Origin of the sequence: Mesorhizobium sp. M0909 (genome assembly GCF_040319515.1) — a bacterium.
Taxonomy (GTDB): Bacteria; Pseudomonadota; Alphaproteobacteria; order Rhizobiales; family Rhizobiaceae; genus Mesorhizobium.
Genome location: NZ_JAMYOA010000008.1, coordinates 114439 through 133177 on the forward strand (window position 1 = coordinate 114439; position 18739 = coordinate 133177).

Consider the following 18739-nt stretch of genomic DNA (forward strand, 5'->3'; position numbering starts at 1 on the left):
CGAACGGGGCCATCTTGCTGTCGTGACCAAATCTGCAAAACCGCAGCAGACCTACATAAGTAAGCTTACACTTACGAATTTCCGCAACTATGCGGCGTTGGCAATCGACCTTGATCCCGGCGCCGTGGTTTTTTCCGGCGACAATGGCGCCGGAAAAACCAATCTGCTTGAAGCGATCTCGCTGCTCACGCCTGGCCGCGGCTTGCGCCGCGCACCCTATGCCGAGGTGGCGCGCGAAGGCGGTGATGGTGGCTTTGCGCTGCATGCTCGGCTTGACGGGCCGGAAGGCCAGGTCGAGATCGGTACCGGAATAGCGGGCAGCGACGGCGAAGGCGGCCGGCGAGTGCGGATCAACGGCGCGGCGGCACGCTCAGCCGAAGACATGCTGGAATGGCTGCGCGTGGTCTGGTTGACACCGGCTATGGACGGCCTGTTCCCCGGGCCGGCGGCCGATCGTCGGCGCTTCCTCGACCGGCTGGTGCTTGCGATCGATCCCGGCCACGGCCAGCGCGCGCTTGACTACGAAAAGGCAATGCGCGGCCGCAACAGGCTGCTCGCCGACGGTTCGCGCGACAGTGCGTGGTTCGATGCAATCGAGATGCAAATGGCCGAGACCGGCGTGGCAATCGCCGCGGCGCGTGCCGAACTGGTGCGCCTGCTCGCCGCCATGATCGACCGGCTGCCCGGCGACGGACCGTTTCCGCAAGCCGACATCGGCATCTCGGGCGAACTGGAAGGCGAAATCGGTGTTTTACCGGCCGTCGACGTAGAGGAACGGTTCCGTCGCGCCCTTGCCCAGGGGCGCGACCGCGACCGCACCGCCGGGCGCACGCTCGACGGCCCGCACCGTACCGACCTCGTGGTGTGCCACCGGCCCAAAGCGATGCCAGCCGAGCTCTGTTCGACCGGCGAGCAGAAGGCGCTGCTGGTCGGCATCTTCTTATCGCATGCGCGGCTAACCGGCGAAATATCGGGCATGACGCCGATCCTGCTGCTCGACGAGATTGCCGCCCATCTCGACGGCGGTCGACGGGCGGCCTTGTTCTCGATCCTGGAGGAACTGAACTGCCAGGCCTTCATGACCGGGACCGATGCCGCGTTGTTTGACAGCCTCAAGGGACGAGCGCAGTTCCTGACCGTAGATCACGGTAAGGTCAGGCCGACCATTTGACCTTCGGCCATGGCGCATTTCCGAGCGGCACGTATTGATGCCTGACAAGTTTTTTCCTCCGTTATAAGGTCCGGGGATGATCGCAGCCGCCCTTACCGACGAAGAGCTCGAACGCTACGCCCGCCACATAGTGCTGCCCGAAATCGGCGGCGCCGGCCAGCAGCGGCTAAAGCGGGCGCGGGTGCTGGTCATCGGCGCCGGCGGATTGGGTGCGCCGGTGCTCGAATATCTCGCCGCTGCGGGCGTTGGCACGCTCGGTATCGTCGATGACGACCGTGTCTCCCTTTCCAACTTGCAACGACAAGTGATCCACGGCACGGACATGGTCGGCATGGCAAAGACCGACAGTGCCAAGGCTGCGATCACCCGCATCAATCCAAACGTCGTCGTGGAAGAGCATAATTTCAGGCTGACCGCAGACACAGCCCCTGCCCTCATCGCCCGTTATGACATCGTCGTTGACGGCTCCGACAATTTCGAGACACGATACGCAGTGGCCGATGCCTGCGCCGCCGAAAGCCGGCCGCTCGTGCATGCCGCCGTTGGCCGCTTCGACGGCTCGGTCACCGTATTGAAGCCTTTCGAGACCGGCCCGGACGGCAAGTCGAACCCAAGCTACCGCGATCTTTTTCCCGAAGCACCGCCGCCGGGACTGGTGCCGTCCTGCGCGGTGGCCGGCATTGTCGGCGCGCTGACCGGGGTCATCGGCACGCTGCAAGCAATGGAAGCGATCAAGCTGATCACCGGGATTGGCGAGCCGCTGGTCGGGCGACTGCTGCTCTACGATGCGCTGGCGGCACGCTTCGACACGATCCGCTACAAGCGAACCAGCCCGTGAGCCAGCCTGCCGAGGTCTCCATTGTGCAGCTTGCGGCCGATATTGACCGTTGGGACGAGGTCCTGGCTCTGATCATGCGCGCCTTCGCCTTCATGGACGGCGTCATTGACCCGCCGTCCTCGGCGCATCGACTTACCGTTGAAAATCTCAGGGCTAGAGCGCTGGAGGAGACAGCATTCCTGGCCCTGAAGGAAAACGAGATCGTCGGTTGCGTCTTCGTCCTTAAGCGCGCAGACGACCTCTATATTGGAAAGCTCGCGGTCGAGCCGACGCTTCAGGGACAAGGCGTCGGAAAACAGCTGATGCAGGCCGTCGAAGATCTTGCCCGCAGCCACAACAGGACCGCCATCGAGCTCCAGACCCGGATCGAGCTGACCGGAAATCACGCAGCCTTTGCCCGCCTCGGTTTTCGTGAAACCGAACGGACGGCGCACAAGGGCTACGACCGGCCGACCTCGATCACCATGCGCAAGATGCTTCCCGTAAGCAAACGCTATCCAAAGACGAACGCTCGATTGCCGCGGCAAGACCATGCCGGCGCGATGGCAGGTCACGCCCTCAGCGGCAGCACGCGGTCGGGCGGGCGATGACCGTCGAAGAAGGCGCGGATGTTGATGATTACCTTCTCGCCCATGTCGATACGGCCTTCGAGGGTCGCCGAGCCCATATGCGGCAACAGCACGACCTTGCCTTTGTGAGCAAGTTTCAGCAGCTTGCTGTTCAGCGCCGGCTCGTGCTCGTAGACGTCGAGGCCTGCGCCGGCGATCTTGCCGTCATGGATGAGCTTGACCAACGATTCCTCGTCAATGATATCGCCGCGCGCGGTGTTGACTATGTAAGCTGACGGTTGCAGAAGCGCCAGCCGCCGCGCCGAAAGCAGGTGGAAGGTTGCCGGTGTCGATGGGCAATTGACCGAGATAATGTCCATGCGGGCGAGCATCTGGTCGAGGCTTTCCCAATATGTCGCTTCCAACTCGTCCTCGATTGCCGGAAGCACGCGGTGGCGGTTGTGGTAGTGGATCGAGAGGCCAAAGGCCTTGGCGCGCCTGGCGACGGCGGTGCCGATGCGACCCATGCCGACAATGCCGAGCCGTTTGCCCCAGATGCGCCGGCCGAGCATCCAAGTCGGCGACCAGCCCGCCCATTTCTTGTCGCCGGTCAGCACGTTGGCGCCTTCGGCCAGCCGCCGCGGCACGGCCAGCATTAGCGCCATCGTCATGTCGGCCGTATCTTCGGTCAACACGTTCGGCGTGTTGGTGACGGTGATGCCTTTCTTGGCCGCTGCCGCAACATCGATCTTGTCAACGCCATTGCCAAAATTGGCGATCAGCTTGAGGTTGTCGCCAGCCTGGGCAATCAGCGCCGCATCGATATTGTCGGTCACGGTCGGCACCAGCACGTCGGCCTCCTTGACCGCCGCCACCAATTCCGGCTGCGTCATCGGCCTGTCCTCGACATTCAAGCGGGCGTCGAACAACTCGCGCATGCGGGTCTCGACCGGGTCGGGCAATTTGCGCGTGATGATGACGAGGGGCTTCTTTTTGCCTGCCATTGTTTCCTCGAACCCGATCTCGTTGAGACCTCTTTAACCAAGAACGGCGAAACTGAGAGCCGATCGCGGTACCGGTCATTCATGTAACAAGCGGTTCCGCCGAAGACAAAGAAAAAGGGGCGAAGGCCGATGGGCCGGCGCCGAAAGGAACGAAAGTGTCTGGTTTCGCGTCGCTCCGCCTGACCCTCCGTGCAGCATTCCTCGGCGCTCTCATCCATAGCCCACTGGTGATGGCGCAAAGTGCCGCGGCACCCGCCCAGAGCGTCACGCTCGGACCAAGCGGCTTGCCGCTGCCGCGCTTCGTCAGCCTGAAATCCGGCCGCGTCAACTCGCGCGTTGGGCCGGGCGTCAATTATTCCGTCGACTGGATGTATATGAAGCCAGGCCTGCCGATGGAGATCATCCAGGAGTTCGATACGTGGCGCCGTGTGCGCGATGCCGACGGCTCGGAAGGCTGGATCAATCAGTCGCTGCTTTCGGGCCGCCGCACGGCGATCGTCGCCCCCTGGCAGCGCGGCAAGGACGCTCGCGTCAACCTCCTGGACGACCCGGCAAAAGATGCTGGCGTCATCGCGATCCTCGAACCGGGGGTGATGGGCACGATCAAGTCCTGCGATGGCCAGTGGTGCGAAATGACCTTCGACGGTCATACCGGCTGGCTCGCGCAGTCGCTCGTCTGGGGTGCCTATCCCGGCGAAAAGGTCAAGAACTGACGTTTTCGGGACCGCAGGTCGGGCCAGCACGGCAAGCACCGGATCCGGCACTTGTTTCGCTGATCTTCGGTTCGGGGATGGTTTAGTGGCCGATGCGGCCGAGATGGGTATCCTGGAAGCTGCTCGACAGCTTCAAGCCATATCGCAGAGCGCGGTCAACGGCGATGTGGGCGATCCAGATCAGCGCAACAGCCATCGCCATTGCATTGTCAAAGACGTTGCCGACAAGCGCCAGCAGAACGGGCAAGATCATTATGTGCAAGGCGTTGTAGGCGACGGCCCCGACGCGCGGCCCGGCCATGTAGCCCAGCATCGACAGGTCGGGCGCCAGAATGAGCACGGCAAATAACCACCAGGAAACACCAGCGATCGCATAGAAAACAAGAGCCGCCACCGCGACTGCGACCCATTCGAGCCGGAGCGTCAAATCCAGGAATTCATAAGGCGCCGGTCAGTCGCAGCGTTTCGGACGCAGTCTCACCACGATATCGACATTGGCGATCTCCATGCCTTCCGGCGGTTCCGGCAGGTTGGAAACCGTCACCGGGCCGCTGTCGATATCGAAGATCCTGTTTTCGCCCTCGATATAGAAATGATGGTGATCGGAGGTGTTGGTGTCGAAATAAGTCTTCGATCCCTCGACGGCAAGGATGCGCAGAAGACCGGCCTGGGTAAACTGGTGCAGAGCATTGTAGACGGTGGCCAGAGACACCGGCACGCCGGCGGCAAGCGCCTCCTCGTGCAGTTCCTCGGCCGAAAGATGGCGGTCGCCCTTGGCGAAAAGCAGATCGGCCAGCGCGATGCGCTGGCGTGTCGGCCTCAGACCGGCCTCGCGAACCCGCTTGTCCACAGCGACATTATCCTTCCGGCAACCCAGATCCATCTATCCGTCGCGCTCACAGTTGCGCCTCAGACACGTCCAAAATGGCAGAAATTGAGCATCTGCCGAAACTGGACGTGTCCTGACATATATTCTGTCGGCCGAATGCGATCAATAGCGCGCATTGACCCGGGCAGACGGGCAGGTTAAGCGCAAACGCCGGTTTCCGGCCTGAAACAGATTGTGTTAGGAAACCACCGACAAGGGCGCCTTTCGCCCGGGACGATCACGGGGACGAGATTGATGGCGGGTTCGAAATCCAGCTACGGTTACGAGGAATTGCTTGCCTGCGCCCGCGGCGAGCTGTTCGGACCGGGAAATGCGCAGCTGCCCTATCCGCCGATGCTGATGTTCGACCGCATCACCGAGATCAGCGAAACTGGCGGTGCGTTCGACAAGGGTTTCATCCGCGCGGAGTTCGATATCAAGCCGGATTTGTGGTTTTTCGCCTGCCATTTCATCGGCAATCCGATCATGCCGGGATGCCTGGGCCTGGACGCCATGTGGCAGTTGACGGGGTTCTATCTCGGATGGCTCGGTGAACCCGGCAAGGGGATGGCACTGTCGACCGGTGAGGTGAGGTTCAAAGGGATGGTCACGCCAACGGTCAAGAAGGTGGAGTATGGCGTCGACTTCAAGCGGGTGATGCGCGGTCGGCTTGTGCTTGGTATCGCCGATGGCTGGCTGAAGGCAGATGGCGAGCCCATATATGCGGCAACGGATCTGAAGGTCGGTCTTTCCAAGCAATTGGCCGCCGTCTGAACGAAGACCCTACAGTGCCACGCCTTGGACGTCCAAAGGACGCTGTAGCACTTTAATTTTTGCGCATGGTTCCGTTCCGGAAATCGATTTCAGGTTTCGGAGGTCCGCGCTGGAAGGAGTTGCGAATGAGACGGGTCGTAGTCACAGGTCTCGGCATCGTATCGTCGATAGGCAATAATGCCAACGAGGTGCAGACCTCGCTGCACGATGCCAGATCCGGCATCAGCTTCTCCGACTCTTTCGCCGAGCATGGCTTCCGTTGCCGGGTGTGGGGTGCGCCGACGCTGGATCCGTCGGGCATGATCGACCGTCGCGCCATGCGCTTCCTGTCGCAGGGTGCTGCCTGGAACCATGTCGCGATGGACCAGGCGATCGCAGATGCCGGCCTCGACGAGACCGACATCACCAACGAGCGCACCGGCATCGTGATGGGCTCCGGCGGACCGTCGACCCGTGCAATCGTCGAGGCGGCCGAGACCACGATCAAAAACGGCAGCCCCAAGCGGATCGGCCCGTTCGCGGTGCCAAAAGCGATGTCGTCGACCGCGTCGGCGACGCTTGCCACCTGGTTCAAGATCCACGGCGTCAACTATTCCATCTCATCGGCCTGCTCGACGTCAGCGCATTGCATCGGCAATGGCTACGAGCTGATCCAGTGGGGCAAGCAGGACATCGTCTTCGCCGGCGGCCATGAGGATCTCGACTGGACGATGTCGGATCTCTTCGATGCCATGGGTGCCATGTCGTCCAAGTTCAACGACAGGGCATCGGTCGCCTCCCGCGCCTATGACGTCGATCGCGACGGATTCGTCATTGCCGGCGGCGCCGGCGTGCTGATTCTTGAAGAGCTCGAGCACGCAAAAGCGCGCGGCGCCAAGATCTATGCCGAGATCGTCGGCTATGGCGCCACATCGGACGGCTACGACATGGTGGCGCCATCGGGCGAAGGCGCGGCACGCTGCATGCGACAGGCAATGGCGACCGTCACTTCACCAGTCGACTACATCAATACGCACGGCACCTCGACGCCGGTCGGCGACTCCAAGGAAATGGGCGCCATCCGCGAGGTGTTCGGAGAGGAAATGCCTTTCATCACATCGACGAAATCGCTGACCGGCCATTCGCTAGGTGCGGCCGGCGTGCAGGAATCGATCTACTCGATCCTGATGATGCAAGGCGGCTTCATCGGCGAGAGCGCCCACATCGAGAACCTCGATCCGGAATTCGAAGGCATGCCGATCGTGCGCAAGCGCATCGACGACGCAAGGATCGACACTGTTTTGTCCAATTCGTTCGGTTTCGGTGGCACCAACGCTACGCTGATTTTCCAGCGCTATTCCGCATAAGGATTTGCCGACCATGGACGGATTGATGAACGGCAAGCGCGGGCTTGTCATGGGTGTCGCCAACGATCATTCCATTGCCTGGGGTATCGCCCGCAAACTGTCCGAACATGGCGCGGAACTCGCCTTCACCTATCAGGGCGACGCCTTCGGACGCCGGGTCAAGCCGCTCGCCGAGAAGCTGGGCGCATCGCTCGTGGTGCCTTGCGACGTCGAGGACAGCGCGTCGGTCGCCGCCACCTTCGAGACCTTGGGCAAGGCGTGGGGCGGGCTGGACTTCATCGTTCACGCCATCGGCTTTTCCGACAAGAACGAGCTGAAAGGCCTCTACGCCGACACCAGCCGCGACAATTTCATCCGCACCATGGTGATCTCCTGCTATTCCTTCACCGAGGTTGCCCGCCACGCCGCCACGTTGATGAAGGACGGCGGCTCGATGATCACGCTGACTTATGCGGGTTCGGTTCGCGTCATGCCGAACTACAACGTCATGGGTGTTGCCAAGGCCGGGCTGGAGGCCAGCGTCCGCTATCTAGCCAACGACTACGGCCCGCGCGGCATCAGGGTGAACGGCATATCGGCGGGACCAGTACGGACGCTTGCGGGCGCCGGGATTTCCGACGCACGCCACATGTTCTCCTACCAGCAGCGCAACTCGCCGCTACGCCGTACGGTGACGATCGACGAAGTCGGCGGCTCCGCGCTCTATTTGCTGTCCGACCTGTCCTCCGGCGTCACCGGCGAAATCCACTATGTCGATTCCGGCTATCACATCGTGTCCATGCCGACGCTTGACGAGTTGAAGCAGACTGACGCCGGACGGGAATAGCGCGAGCGACGTGTCGCCGGCTTGCGCCGCAGCGTTTCAGCGTCGCGCCGAGAAGACCTTAAACATGCCATCACGGGCGAGCTCCGCATGGCTGGAGAAGGCGGCCGCCAGCACCGGTTCGTAGGGAAGCTGACGGTTTGCCACCATGAACAGCCGGCCGCCCGGCTTCAGCGCTTTGCCTGCCGCGCGGATCATACCGGCACCGATTTCCGGCTCAGTCGCCCGGCTGCGGTGAAAGGGCGGGTTCATGACGACCACATCGTAGCGGCGCTCGACCGGTTCGCTCAAAAGATCTGTCCAGAAGAAACGTGGCTCCACGCCTGTGTTGCCGACATTGGTTTTGGCCGCCTCCAGCGCCTCGAAATCCGCTTCGTAAAGGTCAAGCGCCGATATGCCGGGTGAGCGGGCGGCGACCTCGGCAGCGACATAGCCCCAACCGGCACAGAAATCCGCAACGCTGCCACGCAGATCGTTGGGCAGATTTTCGACCAGCAGCTTCGATCCCGCATCGATCTTGTCGAAGGAAAACATGCCTGGGGCCGTGCGGAAGTGGTCCTCGACCACCAAGTCCGGATTGGCGGCGCGAAGCGTTGCCGCGGCAACGGTATCGGTCGGCCGGCGAAACCAGAAGGCAATGCCGTGATGCTTCGGCAGATGGCCTTCGAGCCGCACAAGGGCGCCGACATGCTTGCGCAGGCTGGCGATGCCATCGTCCTTGCCGCCGGCGACGACGATCAACCCGCCTGGTGCCACGCGTTTGACCGCTTCGGCGACGCGCAACTCGTTTTGGCCGCGATGGCGGCCGGCGAGCACAAATGCCGTGTCGAAAGCCTCGCCTTCGACCTGCGGCATGACAGTGAAGCCGGATGCCTGCAAGGCACGAAAATGCGGCCTGAAGCCTTGGACGAGATGAAGCTTGGCATGAAAGCCTTCGGGTAAGCGAAAGCCGGGCTCGGCACCGAGAAAGAGAATGCATTCATCCTTTCGTGGCAGGGACACAGCCCCCGCCTCGAATGGATGGAAAAGCGTCTTCAGCGGCTCGGCGGACATTCACCACTCTTGAACTGCAAGGCTGTTGTTGAATGCAAACGGGCGCGACCTTCCGGCGCGCCCGCTTCGATTGCATAGTTAGATCAGCTTAGGCGGCGTTTTCTTCGCCTTCGCTCTTTTTGTCGCGAGCGATTTCCTTGCCGGTGGCCTGGTCGACGACCTTCATCGACAGGCGGACCTTGCCGCGCTCGTCGAAGCCCATCAGCTTGACCCAGACCTTGTCGCCTTCCTTGACGACATCGGAGGTCTTGGCGACACGATCATTGGCGAGCTGCGAGATGTGGACGAGACCGTCACGCGGGCCGAAGAAGTTGACGAAAGCGCCGAAGTCGGCGGTCTTGACGACCGTGCCTTCGTAGATCTCCCCGACTTCCGGCTCAGCGACGATGGTGTGTATCCACTTCTTCGCCGCCTCGATCTCCTTGGCGTTGGCCGAAGCGATCTTGACCGTGCCGTCATCCTCAATGTTGATCTTGGCACCGGTCTTTTCGACGATTTCGCGGATGACCTTCCCGCCCGAGCCGATCACATCGCGGATCTTGTCGGTCGGAATGTGCATGACCTCGATGCGCGGTGCGAACTCGCCGAGCTCGGCACGCGCGCCGGACAGGGCATGGGCCATTTCGCCAAGAATGTGCTGACGGCCTTCCTTGGCCTGGTCGAGGGCGATCTTCATGATCTCCTCGGTGATGCCCTCGATCTTGATGTCCATCTGCAGCGAGGTGATGCCGTAGGCGGTGCCGGCAACCTTGAAGTCCATGTCGCCGAGGTGGTCCTCGTCGCCAAGAATGTCGGAGAGCACGGCGAAGCGCTCGCCTTCCTTGATCAGGCCCATTGCAATACCGGCGACCGGCTTGGCCAGCGGCACGCCGGCATCCATCAGCGCCAGCGAGGTGCCGCAGACGGTAGCCATCGATGACGAACCGTTGGACTCGGTGATCTCCGAAACGACGCGCAACGTATAGGGGAACTGGTCGGCGGTCGGCAGCATCGGCCGGATGGCGCGCCAGGCGAGCTTGCCATGACCGATTTCGCGACGGCCCGGCGAACCCATGCGGCCGGTTTCACCGACCGAATAGGGAGGGAAGTTGTAGTGCAGGAGGAACTTCTCCTTGTACATGCCGGTCAGCGAATCGACATACTGCTCGTCCTCGCCGGTGCCGAGCGTGGCGACGACCAGTGCCTGGGTCTCGCCACGGGTGAACAACGCCGAGCCGTGCGTGCGCGGCAGGACGCCGACTTCCGAGACGATCTTGCGGACCGTCTTCAGGTCGCGGCCGTCGATGCGCGAGCCGGTGTCGAGGATGTTCCAGCGCACGACCTTGGCCTGGAGCTCCTTGAACACGGTGCCGATCTGTTCGGACGTGTATTTGGCCTCTTCGCCTTCTGCCGGCGCGAACGCCGCCTTGACCTTCGCCTTGACGGCGTCGACGGCGGCATAGCGCTTCTGCTTGTCGGTGATCTTATAGGCGTCGCGAAGCTCGCCTTCGACGATCTTGAGCATCTCGGCTTCAAGTGCGGAATAGTCCGGGGCGGTGAAGTCGCGCGGGTCCTTGGCCGCGACTTCAGCCAGCTTGATGATCGCGTCGATCACCGGCTGGAAGCCCCTGTGGCCGAACATGACGGCGCCCAGCATAAGGTCCTCGCCGAGTTCCTTGGCTTCGGACTCGACCATCAGCACGGCGTCGGCGGTGCCGGCGACGACCAGGTCGAGCTTCGATTCTTGCATCTCGTCGACGTGCGGGTTGAGCACATATTCGCCGTTGATGTACCCGACGCGGGCGCCGCCGACCGGGCCCATGAACGGCACGCCGGACAAGGTCAGGGCGGCGGAGGTGGCGACGATCGACAGGATGTCCGGATCATTTTCGAGATCGTGCTGGACGACAGTGACAACGATCTGGGTGTCGTTCTTGTAGCCTTCGGCGAAGAGCGGCCGGATCGGGCGGTCGATCAGGCGGGAAACCAGCGTTTCTTTCTCGCTCGGACGGCCTTCCCGCTTGAAATAGCCACCCGGGATCTTGCCTGCGGCGTAGGTCTTTTCCTGATAGTTGACCGTCAGCGGGAAGAAATCGAGGCCGGGTTTCGGCTCCTTCATCGAGACGACGGTGGCGAGAACCTTGGTTTCGCCGTAGGTGGCCAGCACCGCGCCATCAGCCTGACGCGCGATCTTGCCGGTTTCGAGAATGAGCGGGCGGCCGCCCCATTCGATTTCCACTTTGTGGTAATTGAACATGTCTTGTCCTTCGTATGCGGAAAGGGCCGCGCCGTTTCAGCGTGCGCGGATGCCCCTTTCCCTTGGCTTCCTTTCTCGGGCAGCCACGGGCAAGACAACGGGAAGCTCGGCTATTCGGCGCGGTGCCGCACGAGCGTCCTGCAATCCTGCCCCATGACCGTCCATGGGCGGTTTCGAGTGGCCCTCTGCTGTTTCGAAACCGGGTTGGCCAATCGATCCGACTGGCCTTGCGCGTGAACCCGAAAACCAGGTTTTCGGAAAGTATCCTGCGCAAATCTAGAACTTCAGAGCGTCCTTTGCGCAGCCAAACCGGTGCGCGGCGCTCTGCTTTCTTCATTGGAGCCTTGGATGATCCGATGCTCCAATGCGCGACCGGCGGGCTCTCGAAAGAACCCGCCGGTCAATTCGTCAACGGCGCAGACCGAGCTTCTCGATCAGCGTCTGATAGCGCGCGTCGTCCTTGCGCTTGAGATAATCAAGCAGGCTGCGGCGCTGGGAAACGAGAGCGAGCAGACCACGGCGGGAATGGTTATCCTTCTTGTGGTCCTTGAAATGATCGGTCAGGTTCTTGATGCGCTCGGAAAGGATGGCCACCTGGACTTCCGGAGACCCGGTATCGCCCTTGGCGGTTGCGAATTCGCCCATCAATTCCTTCTTGCGTTCGGCAGTAATCGACATCGTGTTTTTCCTTGTCTGTTTGAGGAAACGGGACGCCCTCAGCCGGGATGTCGTCCAGCAGGGGCCGGTGCAAGCAACGCGTCAAAGCGCGAAGCTGCGGCGCATATAGTGCAATTCCGACAAAAAGGCCAGCCTAATTCACAAGCCGGCTTTTCGCTGCATAAACGGGCACTTCCGCCTAGTCAGAGCCATTTCTTCCATTTGAAGTACGCAAAGAGCCCGACCGCAACAAGCGCCATGAAGGCGAGCGACAGGGGATAGCCGTAATAGGCCTTCAGCTCCGGCATATTCCAGGGCGAGGTGTCGGGGTCGAAATTCATGCCCCATACGCCGACGAGAAAGGTAAGCGGCATGAAGATCACCGAGACGATCGTCAGATAGCTGATGACGTCGTTGGTGCGCGCCTGGCTGAGCGACAAGTGCATCTCGATCAGGCCGGTCAGCATGTCGCGCTGGGTTTCGACCAGTTCGATCAATCGCAGCGAATGATCGAGCGTGTCGTTCAGGAATATCTTGGTTTCGGCCTTCACATAGGGCACGTCGTTGCGGATCATGGTCGCCAGCGCATCGCGCATCGGCCAAAGCACTCCCTTCAGCACATTGGCATCGCGCCGCAATTCGTGAAGCTGCCGCATCTGGTGCTTGTGCGCCTGGTGCAGCATCTGGTCCTCGATGCTATCGACCAATTCGCCAGCAGCCTCGATCGGCGGGAAATAGCTGTCGACGATGGCGTCGATCAAAGCATAGGCGAGATAGTCGGCGCCGCGCGAGCGCAAGCGGTTGGGCACCGAGCTTGCGATCCGCTTGCGCACGGGGTCGAATGGGTCGCCTTCGCGCTCCTGGAAGGTGACGACGAAGGTCTTGCCGAAGAAGACGGCGATCTGTTCGTAACGGTGCGCGGTGACGTCGTCGATCATCCTGACGACGACAAAGGCGTGGTCCTCGAAGAAATCCACCTTCGGCCGCTGACCGGTGTTGACGACGTCTTCCAGCGCCAGCGGATGCAGGTTGAAAATCCGGCCGATCTCCTCGATCAGCTGGATATTGGCGAGGCCTGTGCAGTCGAGCCAGATGACCGGCCAATTGTGGCAATGGGTGTTGACGTCGTCGATGCTGGCATTCTCGATCGTCTTGAACTTTTCAGGCGAGATCAACGTCAGCCTGAGCTCGGAGCGGCGCGCCGCCGGGTCGGCGATCAGTGTGCCCGGCGAAGCCCCGACCGGCGGCCTCCGTGTTTTGAGCGCCGCTCGTTTGTTGACCGTGTCAGCCTTTGCCATGTGCCCCCTCGAGTGCAGCGTCGAACGGCACTACGCGCAGCGCATCCTTTCGGACGGCAAACGGCACCGTAGCCCCGTTGATTTAACGCATGATCGTTTCCCAAAATAGAATCCGGTTTGGAGATCATGCGCCGGGCCACAGCTGTTACCCGATAAAGACCCGCTTTGGCTTGAACATGCCTTGCTCAATGGCGCCGATGGCGACCAACTTGCCGCGCGCGGTGGCGCAGGCCTCCTCCGCTTCCACCGGCGCGTCACGGCCGCGAATGATGACCGGATTGCCGAGGCGGATTTTGGTTGCCGCATCATCGCTGATCGCGACCTGCGGCAGGCATTCGAGCGCCGCGGCGGTGTCGACCAGGAGTGCATCGATGGCACCGAAGTCGATCGGGGCGTCCGCTGCTTGCGGCTCGCCCTGCTCGCCGAAGCGGGCGACTTCCAGCTCGGCCAGGGTGACGAAATCTTCCTGCGTGAACGGCTCGACCTCGACCCGCCGCAGCTCGGCAATGTGGCCGAAGCAGCCGAGGTCGCGGCCCATGTCGCGCGCCAGCGAGCGGACATAGGTGCCCTTGCCGCATTCGACCTCGAAGACGGTGCGATCGACCATATGCTCGACCAGGTCGAGCCGGCCGATCTCGACCTCGCGTGCCGGAATGTCGACCGTTTCGCCATCGCGGGCAAGGTCATAAGCGCGCTCGCCGGCGATCTTGATCGCCGAAAATTGCGGCGGCGTCTGCATGATGACGCCGGTATATTTCGAAAGCAGCGCCAGCACGTCGGCTTCCGCCGGACGGCGGCCCGAGCTTTTGGTCGCCGGGCCTTCGAGGTCGTCGGTCGAACGCTCCTCGCCCCAGGCAACCGTGAAGCGGTAGACCTTGGCGCCGTCCTGGACGTAAGGCACGGTCTTGGTCGCTTCGCCGAGCGCGATCGGCAGCATGCCGGACGCGAGCGGGTCGAGCGTGCCGGCGTGGCCGGCCTTTTCCGCCTGGAACAGCCATTTGATCTTGGACACGGCTTCGGTCGAGCCCATGCCGACCGGCTTGTCCAGTACCAGCCAGCCCGAGATCGGCCGGCCCTTCTTCTTGCCGCGACGCGCCACTATTCGCTATCCTTCCGGTCGTCTTTGTCTTTGTCGTCGGCGCTGAGATCGCGCGCCACTTCGGGCGAGTGCAGCAATTCGTTGATCTTCTGGAAATTGTCGTAGCTGGTGTCGAGCCGGAAGCGGAATTCCGGCATGTACTTCATCTGCCGCAGCGCGCCGGAGACACGGCCGCGGACGAACTTCGCATGCTTGTTGAGCGCTTCGACCACCACGCCGGCATCCTTGGCGCCAAGCGGTGAGACGAAGGCGGTGGCGATCTTCAGATCGGGCGACATACGCACTTCGGAAACCGAGACCACGGCATTCTCGATCAGCGGATCGAGAATTTCGCCGCGCTGCAAAGTCTCGGAGAGCGCATGGCGCACCTGCTCGCCGACGCGCAGCATGCGCTGGGATGGGCCAGCTGTTGATGGTCTTGGCATGAAAATCTCTTCTCTCAGTGCGGGTTCGAACCGCCTCAAACGGTTGACTTAGCGCCGTTGATCCGGCTTGGCTACCCCAAGGAACCTGCACCTCAGCTAATGTAAGGTGCGCGGCACTGAATGCTCTGTCTCCGGGCCGGCCTGTAATGAGACCATGAACGAAACGATCCTGTCGTATTCGGCTTTCAAATCGCTCTCGGACCCAAATGCACTCATCGGAATAAACCAGCCACCCTCTTGCGTCACAAAACCGATGCCGAATTCGGTCAGAGTAACTCGGCTTACGGATTTCCATCCGATGTGGATCTCTGTATCTGCGGCACGCTTTGAGATGCCGGCGACATCCACTCGGATCATGGTGGGTTCAGGCTCGAAATGAGCAACCTCGACTCGCCTCGCCAGAATGGGGCCGAGATTGATCATGATACCCGTGACAATGGTCATCATGCCCACAACTCCCGCACTCCGGCCAAAGCACCGGAGCCGTCGAGATAGTTTGTGGCAAGCACAAGCGGAATGCCAACGAGAAAGCAGTAAAACAACCGTCTCAGGGCGCCGAGACGACTTTCGCTCCGCGCCCTTGAGTAGACCCCTGAAAAATCGGCAGGAGACAGAACAAAGCGGTACTCAAGGCTTCGTTCTTGCTCCATATGCCGACACTACAGCGTCCTGGTCACCATCTCGACGCGGAAGCACTCGATGACGTCGCCGGCGCGCATGTCCTCGTAGTTCTGGAAGGCCATGCCGCATTCCTGGCCGGCCGGAACTTCCGAAACTTCGTCCTTGAAGCGCTTCAGGGTCTTCAGCGTGCCTTCGTGGATGACGACATTGTCGCGGATCAGGCGCACGCCCGCACCACGCTCGACCTTGCCTTCGGTGACACGGCAGCCGGCGATCTTGCCGACCTTGGTGATGTCGAAGATTTCGAGGATCTCGGCATTGCCGATGAAGGTCTCGCGACGCTCCGGCGAGAGCAGGCCGGAGAGCGCCGCTTTCACATCATCGACCAGATTGTAGATGATCGAATAGTAGCGGATCTCGATGCCTGCCGCAGCCGCGGCTGCGCGGGCCTGCGCGTTGGCGCGAACGTTGAAGCCGATGATCGCAGCCCCCGAGGTTTCCGCCAGCGACACGTCGCTTTCGGTGATGCCGCCAGCTCCCGCATGGACGATGCGCGCGCGCACCTCGTCGGTGCCGAGATTGTCGAGCGCTGCGTTGATCGCCTCGATCGAACCCTGCACGTCGCCCTTGATGACCAGCGGGAATTCCTTCAATCCGCTGGTCTGCAATTGCGACATCATCTGTTCAAGCGAGCCGCGCTGGCCGGCATGTCTGGCCACCGCCTTCTCGCGCGCCAGACGCTGGCGATATTCGGTGATCTCGCGGGCTCGGGCCTCGTTGTTGACAACGGCGAAGCGGTCGCCGGCCAGCGGCGTACCTTGCAGACCGAGGACTTCCACCGGCATTGCCGGCCGCGCTTCCTTGACCTGCTCGCCGCGATCATTGACGAGCGCGCGTACCCGGCCCCATTCGTTGCCGGCGACGAGAATGTCGCCCGGCATCAACGTGCCGGTCTGCACCAGCACGGTAGCGACCGGGCCGCGGCCCTTGTCGAGCTGGGCTTCGATGACCACGCCTTCGGCGGTGCGATCCGGATTGGCCTTCAGGTCGAGGATTTCGGCCTGCAGCAGGATCGCTTCGAGCAACTTGTCGAGATTGATGCCCTTGGTCGCCGACACCTCGACATCCAGCACCTCGCCGCCCATGGATTCGACGAACACCTCGTGGCGCAGCAGTTCCGAGCGCACCTTCTGCGGATCGGCGTCATGCTTGTCGATCTTGTTGATCGCCACGATTATCGGAACGCCGGCCGCCTTGGCGTGATTGATCGATTCGATCGTCTGCGGCATGACGCTGTCGTCGGCTGCCACCACGAGGATGGCGATGTCGGTCGCCTGGGCACCGCGGGCACGCATCGCCGTGAAGGCGGCGTGGCCGGGCGTGTCTATGAACGTGATCTTGTGACCGTTCTTCTCGACCTGATAAGCGCCGATATGCTGGGTAATGCCGCCGGCTTCGCCGGACACGACGTTGGCATTGCGGATGGCATCGAGCAACGAGGTCTTGCCGTGATCGACATGGCCCATGATCGTTACCACCGGCGGACGCGGCTGCAGGTCCTCGGGACGATCCGCGATGTTGAACAAGCCCTCTTCGATGTCGGACTCGGCGACGCGGCGGACCGTGTGGCCAAATTCGGTGGCGACCAGTTCGGCCGTGTCGGCGTCGATGACGTCTCCAGGCTTCAGGATCTGGCCCTGCTTCATGAAGAACTTGACCACGTCGACAGCGCGCTCGGACATGCGCTGCGCCAGCTCCTGGATGGTGATGGTTTCGGGCAGGATCACTTCACGCATGACTTTCTCGCGTGGCTCGTTATGCAACGCGCGCTTGAATTTCTCCTGACGACGGCGCATCGACGAGAGCGAGCGGGCGCGCGCATCCTCGTCGGAAAGAGCCGAATTCAGCGTCAGCTTGCCGCGGCGGCGGTCTTCCTCGCCCTTGGTCGGCTTGGCAGGACGCGCCACTTCGGGCGTGACCAGACGGCGCACTGGTGCACCGGCACCGGTCCGCTTCGGCTTGACCTCTTCCTCGTCATCGACTGTCGCCAGTTCGGCGGCGAGCGGCGCACGGCGGCGCGCCTCTTCCTCGGCACGGCGGCGGGATTCGGCCTCGGCTTGCAGCCGTGCCTCTTCCTCGGCCTGACGGCGAGCCGATTCCTCGCGCTCGCGGCGGCGGCGCTCTTCGTCCTCGCTGCGGCGCTTGGCCTCCTCGATGGCGCGCTGGCGATCCTCGACGTCGCGGACCTTCGAGCCCTCGAGAGCCCGGCGGCGTGCTTCCATTTCCTGGCGCGACAACTCGTTCAGCACCATGCCGCCGCGTTCGAGCGGCGGAGGAGGCGGCGGCGCCTTGGGAGCTTCCTGCACGGCAGGCGCTGCCGCGACCGGCTTCGGCGTGAAAACGGACACAGGCGCTGCCGCCGGCTCCGGCTTGTCGCCAGGCAGCGAGAACTTGCGCTTCTTGGTCTCGACGACCACCGACTTGGTGCGGCCATGCGAGAAGTTCTGGCGCACCGTGCCCTGTTCCATACCGGGGCGCTTCAGCGTCAAGGTCTTCTTCGGCGTAACACTCAGCGTCTTGTCGTCGCCCGATTTCGTATCGCTCATTCCATATCCTCTGCGGCATCATCTTCGTCAGCAACGGCCGCAAGCATTGCCAGATCGTCCGGGGAACCGCCCCGATATCGGTCGAGCGCAACCATGCGCTTCTGGACCGCCCTGCCCGCGTCTCCCGCGAGAACGGCAGCATGTATCACATTTGTACCCCCCAATGCCAAGCTCAACTCGGCCTCGGAGAAAAGTTTGTAAGCGCGGATCGCAGGCCCGCCGAGGTGGACCGTTGCCCGTCGCGCCTGGCTTATCTTGCGGACGCCATCGTCGGAAGCCTCGGTCGCGTGGAGCACGAAAAGTGCAAGTCCGCCGCGCACGGCGCTCTCGACCTTGGTCGCTCCGAGCGCTATGGCGCCCGCCTTGCGGGCCAAGCCAAGCATGCCCAGAGCGGACCTGGAAAGCAGCGCGTCGACCATACCGCCAAGATCGGCTGGCACGCTCACCTGCGCCTTGAAAGCACGGGCAAACAGGTTTTTCGCCGCTGCCTTGTCTATATGTAGGCGGTCGGCCGTCACCCAGCAACCGCGGCCGGGCAGGTTTCTCTTGATGTCCGGAACGACGGCCGAATCCGGGCCGACGACGAAACGGATCAGTTCATCCGGTTCGGCTTGCCTGCGGGTGACGATGCAGGTGCGATCGTTCATCTCGTCCAAGGG

At 62.2% G+C, this 18739-nt stretch carries 18 protein-coding genes and 1 pseudogene; 7 read left to right on the top strand and 12 right to left on the bottom strand.

Annotated features, from left to right (window positions below):
- Positions 1-22 precede the first annotated feature (22 nt).
- From recF to NKH83_RS14920, 3 genes and pseudogenes are all read left to right on the top strand, one after another.
- Positions 23-1171: a DNA replication/repair protein RecF gene (gene recF, locus NKH83_RS14910; RefSeq protein ID WP_352475964.1), complete on the top strand. Its 1149-nt coding sequence runs from the start codon at positions 23-25 to the stop codon at positions 1169-1171.
- A 76-nt stretch (positions 1172-1247) separates the two neighbouring features.
- Positions 1248-2009, top strand: coding sequence for a molybdopterin-synthase adenylyltransferase MoeB (locus tag NKH83_RS14915; RefSeq protein ID WP_352475965.1), 762 nt, complete (start codon positions 1248-1250; stop codon positions 2007-2009).
- A pseudogene (locus NKH83_RS14920) lies at positions 2006-2488 on the top strand (GNAT family N-acetyltransferase); the annotation flags it as partial. The gene NKH83_RS14915 and the pseudogene NKH83_RS14920, both read left to right, overlap by 4 nt.
- Before the next feature lie 71 nt (positions 2489-2559).
- On the opposite strand, the gene NKH83_RS14925 reads toward NKH83_RS14920, so the two are convergent.
- Positions 2560-3561, bottom strand: a complete 1002-nt coding sequence (locus NKH83_RS14925) for a 2-hydroxyacid dehydrogenase (RefSeq protein ID WP_254816279.1) — start codon at positions 3559-3561, stop codon at positions 2560-2562.
- Between the two features lie 155 nt (positions 3562-3716).
- Here NKH83_RS14925 and NKH83_RS14930 point away from each other — a divergent pair, with 155 nt between their 5' ends.
- A complete protein-coding gene (locus NKH83_RS14930; protein WP_352475966.1) occupies positions 3717-4274 on the top strand; it encodes an SH3 domain-containing protein in 558 nt (185 codons plus the stop codon).
- An 82-nt stretch (positions 4275-4356) separates the two neighbouring features.
- Here NKH83_RS14930 and NKH83_RS14935 read toward each other — a convergent pair whose 3' ends face one another.
- On the bottom strand, positions 4357-4707 hold the full coding sequence (locus NKH83_RS14935) for a DUF4260 domain-containing protein (RefSeq protein WP_352476077.1): 351 nt from the start codon (positions 4705-4707) through the stop codon (positions 4357-4359).
- Positions 4708-4725: 18 nt separating this feature from the next.
- Complete coding sequence (gene irrA, locus NKH83_RS14940; protein ID WP_023676913.1) at positions 4726-5157, bottom strand: iron response transcriptional regulator IrrA; 432 nt, start codon at positions 5155-5157, stop codon at positions 4726-4728.
- 240 nt (positions 5158-5397) lie between these two features.
- On the opposite strand from irrA, the gene fabA reads away from it, so the two are divergent.
- From fabA to fabI, 3 genes are all read left to right on the top strand, one after another.
- The gene (fabA, locus tag NKH83_RS14945; protein ID WP_352475967.1) at positions 5398-5916 is read left to right on the top strand and encodes a 3-hydroxyacyl-[acyl-carrier-protein] dehydratase FabA; all 519 of its coding nucleotides are present in this window, start codon (positions 5398-5400) and stop codon (positions 5914-5916) included.
- Positions 5917-6041: 125 nt separating this feature from the next.
- On the top strand, positions 6042-7262 hold the full coding sequence (fabB, locus tag NKH83_RS14950) for a beta-ketoacyl-ACP synthase I (protein ID WP_352475968.1): 1221 nt from the start codon (positions 6042-6044) through the stop codon (positions 7260-7262).
- A 13-nt stretch (positions 7263-7275) separates the two neighbouring features.
- Entirely contained in the window at positions 7276-8088 is an 813-nt protein-coding gene (fabI, locus tag NKH83_RS14955) for an enoyl-ACP reductase FabI (protein WP_352475969.1), read from the top strand.
- 36 nt (positions 8089-8124) lie between these two features.
- Here the strand turns inward: fabI and NKH83_RS14960 are convergent, their stop codons facing one another.
- From NKH83_RS14960 to NKH83_RS15000, 9 genes are all read right to left on the bottom strand, one after another.
- Positions 8125-9138, bottom strand: a complete 1014-nt coding sequence (locus tag NKH83_RS14960) for a class I SAM-dependent methyltransferase (RefSeq protein ID WP_352475970.1) — start codon at positions 9136-9138, stop codon at positions 8125-8127.
- Positions 9139-9226: 88 nt separating this feature from the next.
- On the bottom strand, positions 9227-11374 hold the full coding sequence (pnp, locus tag NKH83_RS14965) for a polyribonucleotide nucleotidyltransferase (protein ID WP_254816273.1): 2148 nt from the start codon (positions 11372-11374) through the stop codon (positions 9227-9229).
- A 408-nt stretch (positions 11375-11782) separates the two neighbouring features.
- The gene (gene rpsO / locus NKH83_RS14970; RefSeq protein WP_280940423.1) at positions 11783-12094 is read right to left on the bottom strand and encodes a 30S ribosomal protein S15; all 312 of its coding nucleotides are present in this window, start codon (positions 12092-12094) and stop codon (positions 11783-11785) included.
- Positions 12095-12234: 140 nt separating this feature from the next.
- On the bottom strand, positions 12235-13329 hold the full coding sequence (corA, locus tag NKH83_RS14975; protein WP_352805424.1) for a magnesium/cobalt transporter CorA: 1095 nt from the start codon (positions 13327-13329) through the stop codon (positions 12235-12237).
- A gap of 145 nt (positions 13330-13474) precedes the next feature.
- The gene (truB, locus tag NKH83_RS14980) at positions 13475-14428 is read right to left on the bottom strand and encodes a tRNA pseudouridine(55) synthase TruB (RefSeq protein WP_352800449.1); all 954 of its coding nucleotides are present in this window, start codon (positions 14426-14428) and stop codon (positions 13475-13477) included.
- Entirely contained in the window at positions 14428-14853 is a 426-nt protein-coding gene (gene rbfA, locus NKH83_RS14985; RefSeq protein WP_352475973.1) for a 30S ribosome-binding factor RbfA, read from the bottom strand. Before rbfA ends, truB begins: the two co-directional genes overlap by 1 nt.
- A gap of 96 nt (positions 14854-14949) precedes the next feature.
- Complete coding sequence (locus NKH83_RS14990; RefSeq protein WP_352506142.1) at positions 14950-15300, bottom strand: hypothetical protein; 351 nt, start codon at positions 15298-15300, stop codon at positions 14950-14952.
- A 212-nt stretch (positions 15301-15512) separates the two neighbouring features.
- Complete coding sequence (gene infB / locus NKH83_RS14995; protein ID WP_352800446.1) at positions 15513-18080, bottom strand: translation initiation factor IF-2; 2568 nt, start codon at positions 18078-18080, stop codon at positions 15513-15515.
- The gene (locus tag NKH83_RS15000; RefSeq protein WP_352644408.1) at positions 18077-18727 is read right to left on the bottom strand and encodes an RNA-binding protein; all 651 of its coding nucleotides are present in this window, start codon (positions 18725-18727) and stop codon (positions 18077-18079) included. Before NKH83_RS15000 ends, infB begins: the two co-directional genes overlap by 4 nt.
- Positions 18728-18739: the final 12 nt, after the last annotated feature.

Coding starts and splice junctions, on each gene's coding strand:
- NKH83_RS14915 (WP_352475965.1), top strand. CDS start 1,248: ATGATCGCAGCCGCCCTTACCGACGAAGAGCTCGAACGCTACGCCCGC.
- NKH83_RS14925 (WP_254816279.1), bottom strand. CDS start 3,561: ATGGCAGGCAAAAAGAAGCCCCTCGTCATCATCACGCGCAAATTGCCC.
- irrA (WP_023676913.1), bottom strand. CDS start 5,157: ATGGATCTGGGTTGCCGGAAGGATAATGTCGCTGTGGACAAGCGGGTT.
- fabA (WP_352475967.1), top strand. CDS start 5,398: ATGGCGGGTTCGAAATCCAGCTACGGTTACGAGGAATTGCTTGCCTGC.
- fabB (WP_352475968.1), top strand. CDS start 6,042: ATGAGACGGGTCGTAGTCACAGGTCTCGGCATCGTATCGTCGATAGGC.
- fabI (WP_352475969.1), top strand. CDS start 7,276: ATGGACGGATTGATGAACGGCAAGCGCGGGCTTGTCATGGGTGTCGCC.
- NKH83_RS14960 (WP_352475970.1), bottom strand. CDS start 9,138: ATGTCCGCCGAGCCGCTGAAGACGCTTTTCCATCCATTCGAGGCGGGG.
- pnp (WP_254816273.1), bottom strand. CDS start 11,374: ATGTTCAATTACCACAAAGTGGAAATCGAATGGGGCGGCCGCCCGCTC.
- corA (WP_352805424.1), bottom strand. CDS start 13,329: ATGGCAAAGGCTGACACGGTCAACAAACGAGCGGCGCTCAAAACACGG.
- rbfA (WP_352475973.1), bottom strand. CDS start 14,853: ATGCCAAGACCATCAACAGCTGGCCCATCCCAGCGCATGCTGCGCGTC.
- NKH83_RS14990 (WP_352506142.1), bottom strand. CDS start 15,300: ATGATGACCATTGTCACGGGTATCATGATCAATCTCGGCCCCATTCTG.
- infB (WP_352800446.1), bottom strand. CDS start 18,080: ATGAGCGATACGAAATCGGGCGACGACAAGACGCTGAGTGTTACGCCG.
- NKH83_RS15000 (WP_352644408.1), bottom strand. CDS start 18,727: ATGAACGATCGCACCTGCATCGTCACCCGCAGGCAAGCCGAACCGGAT.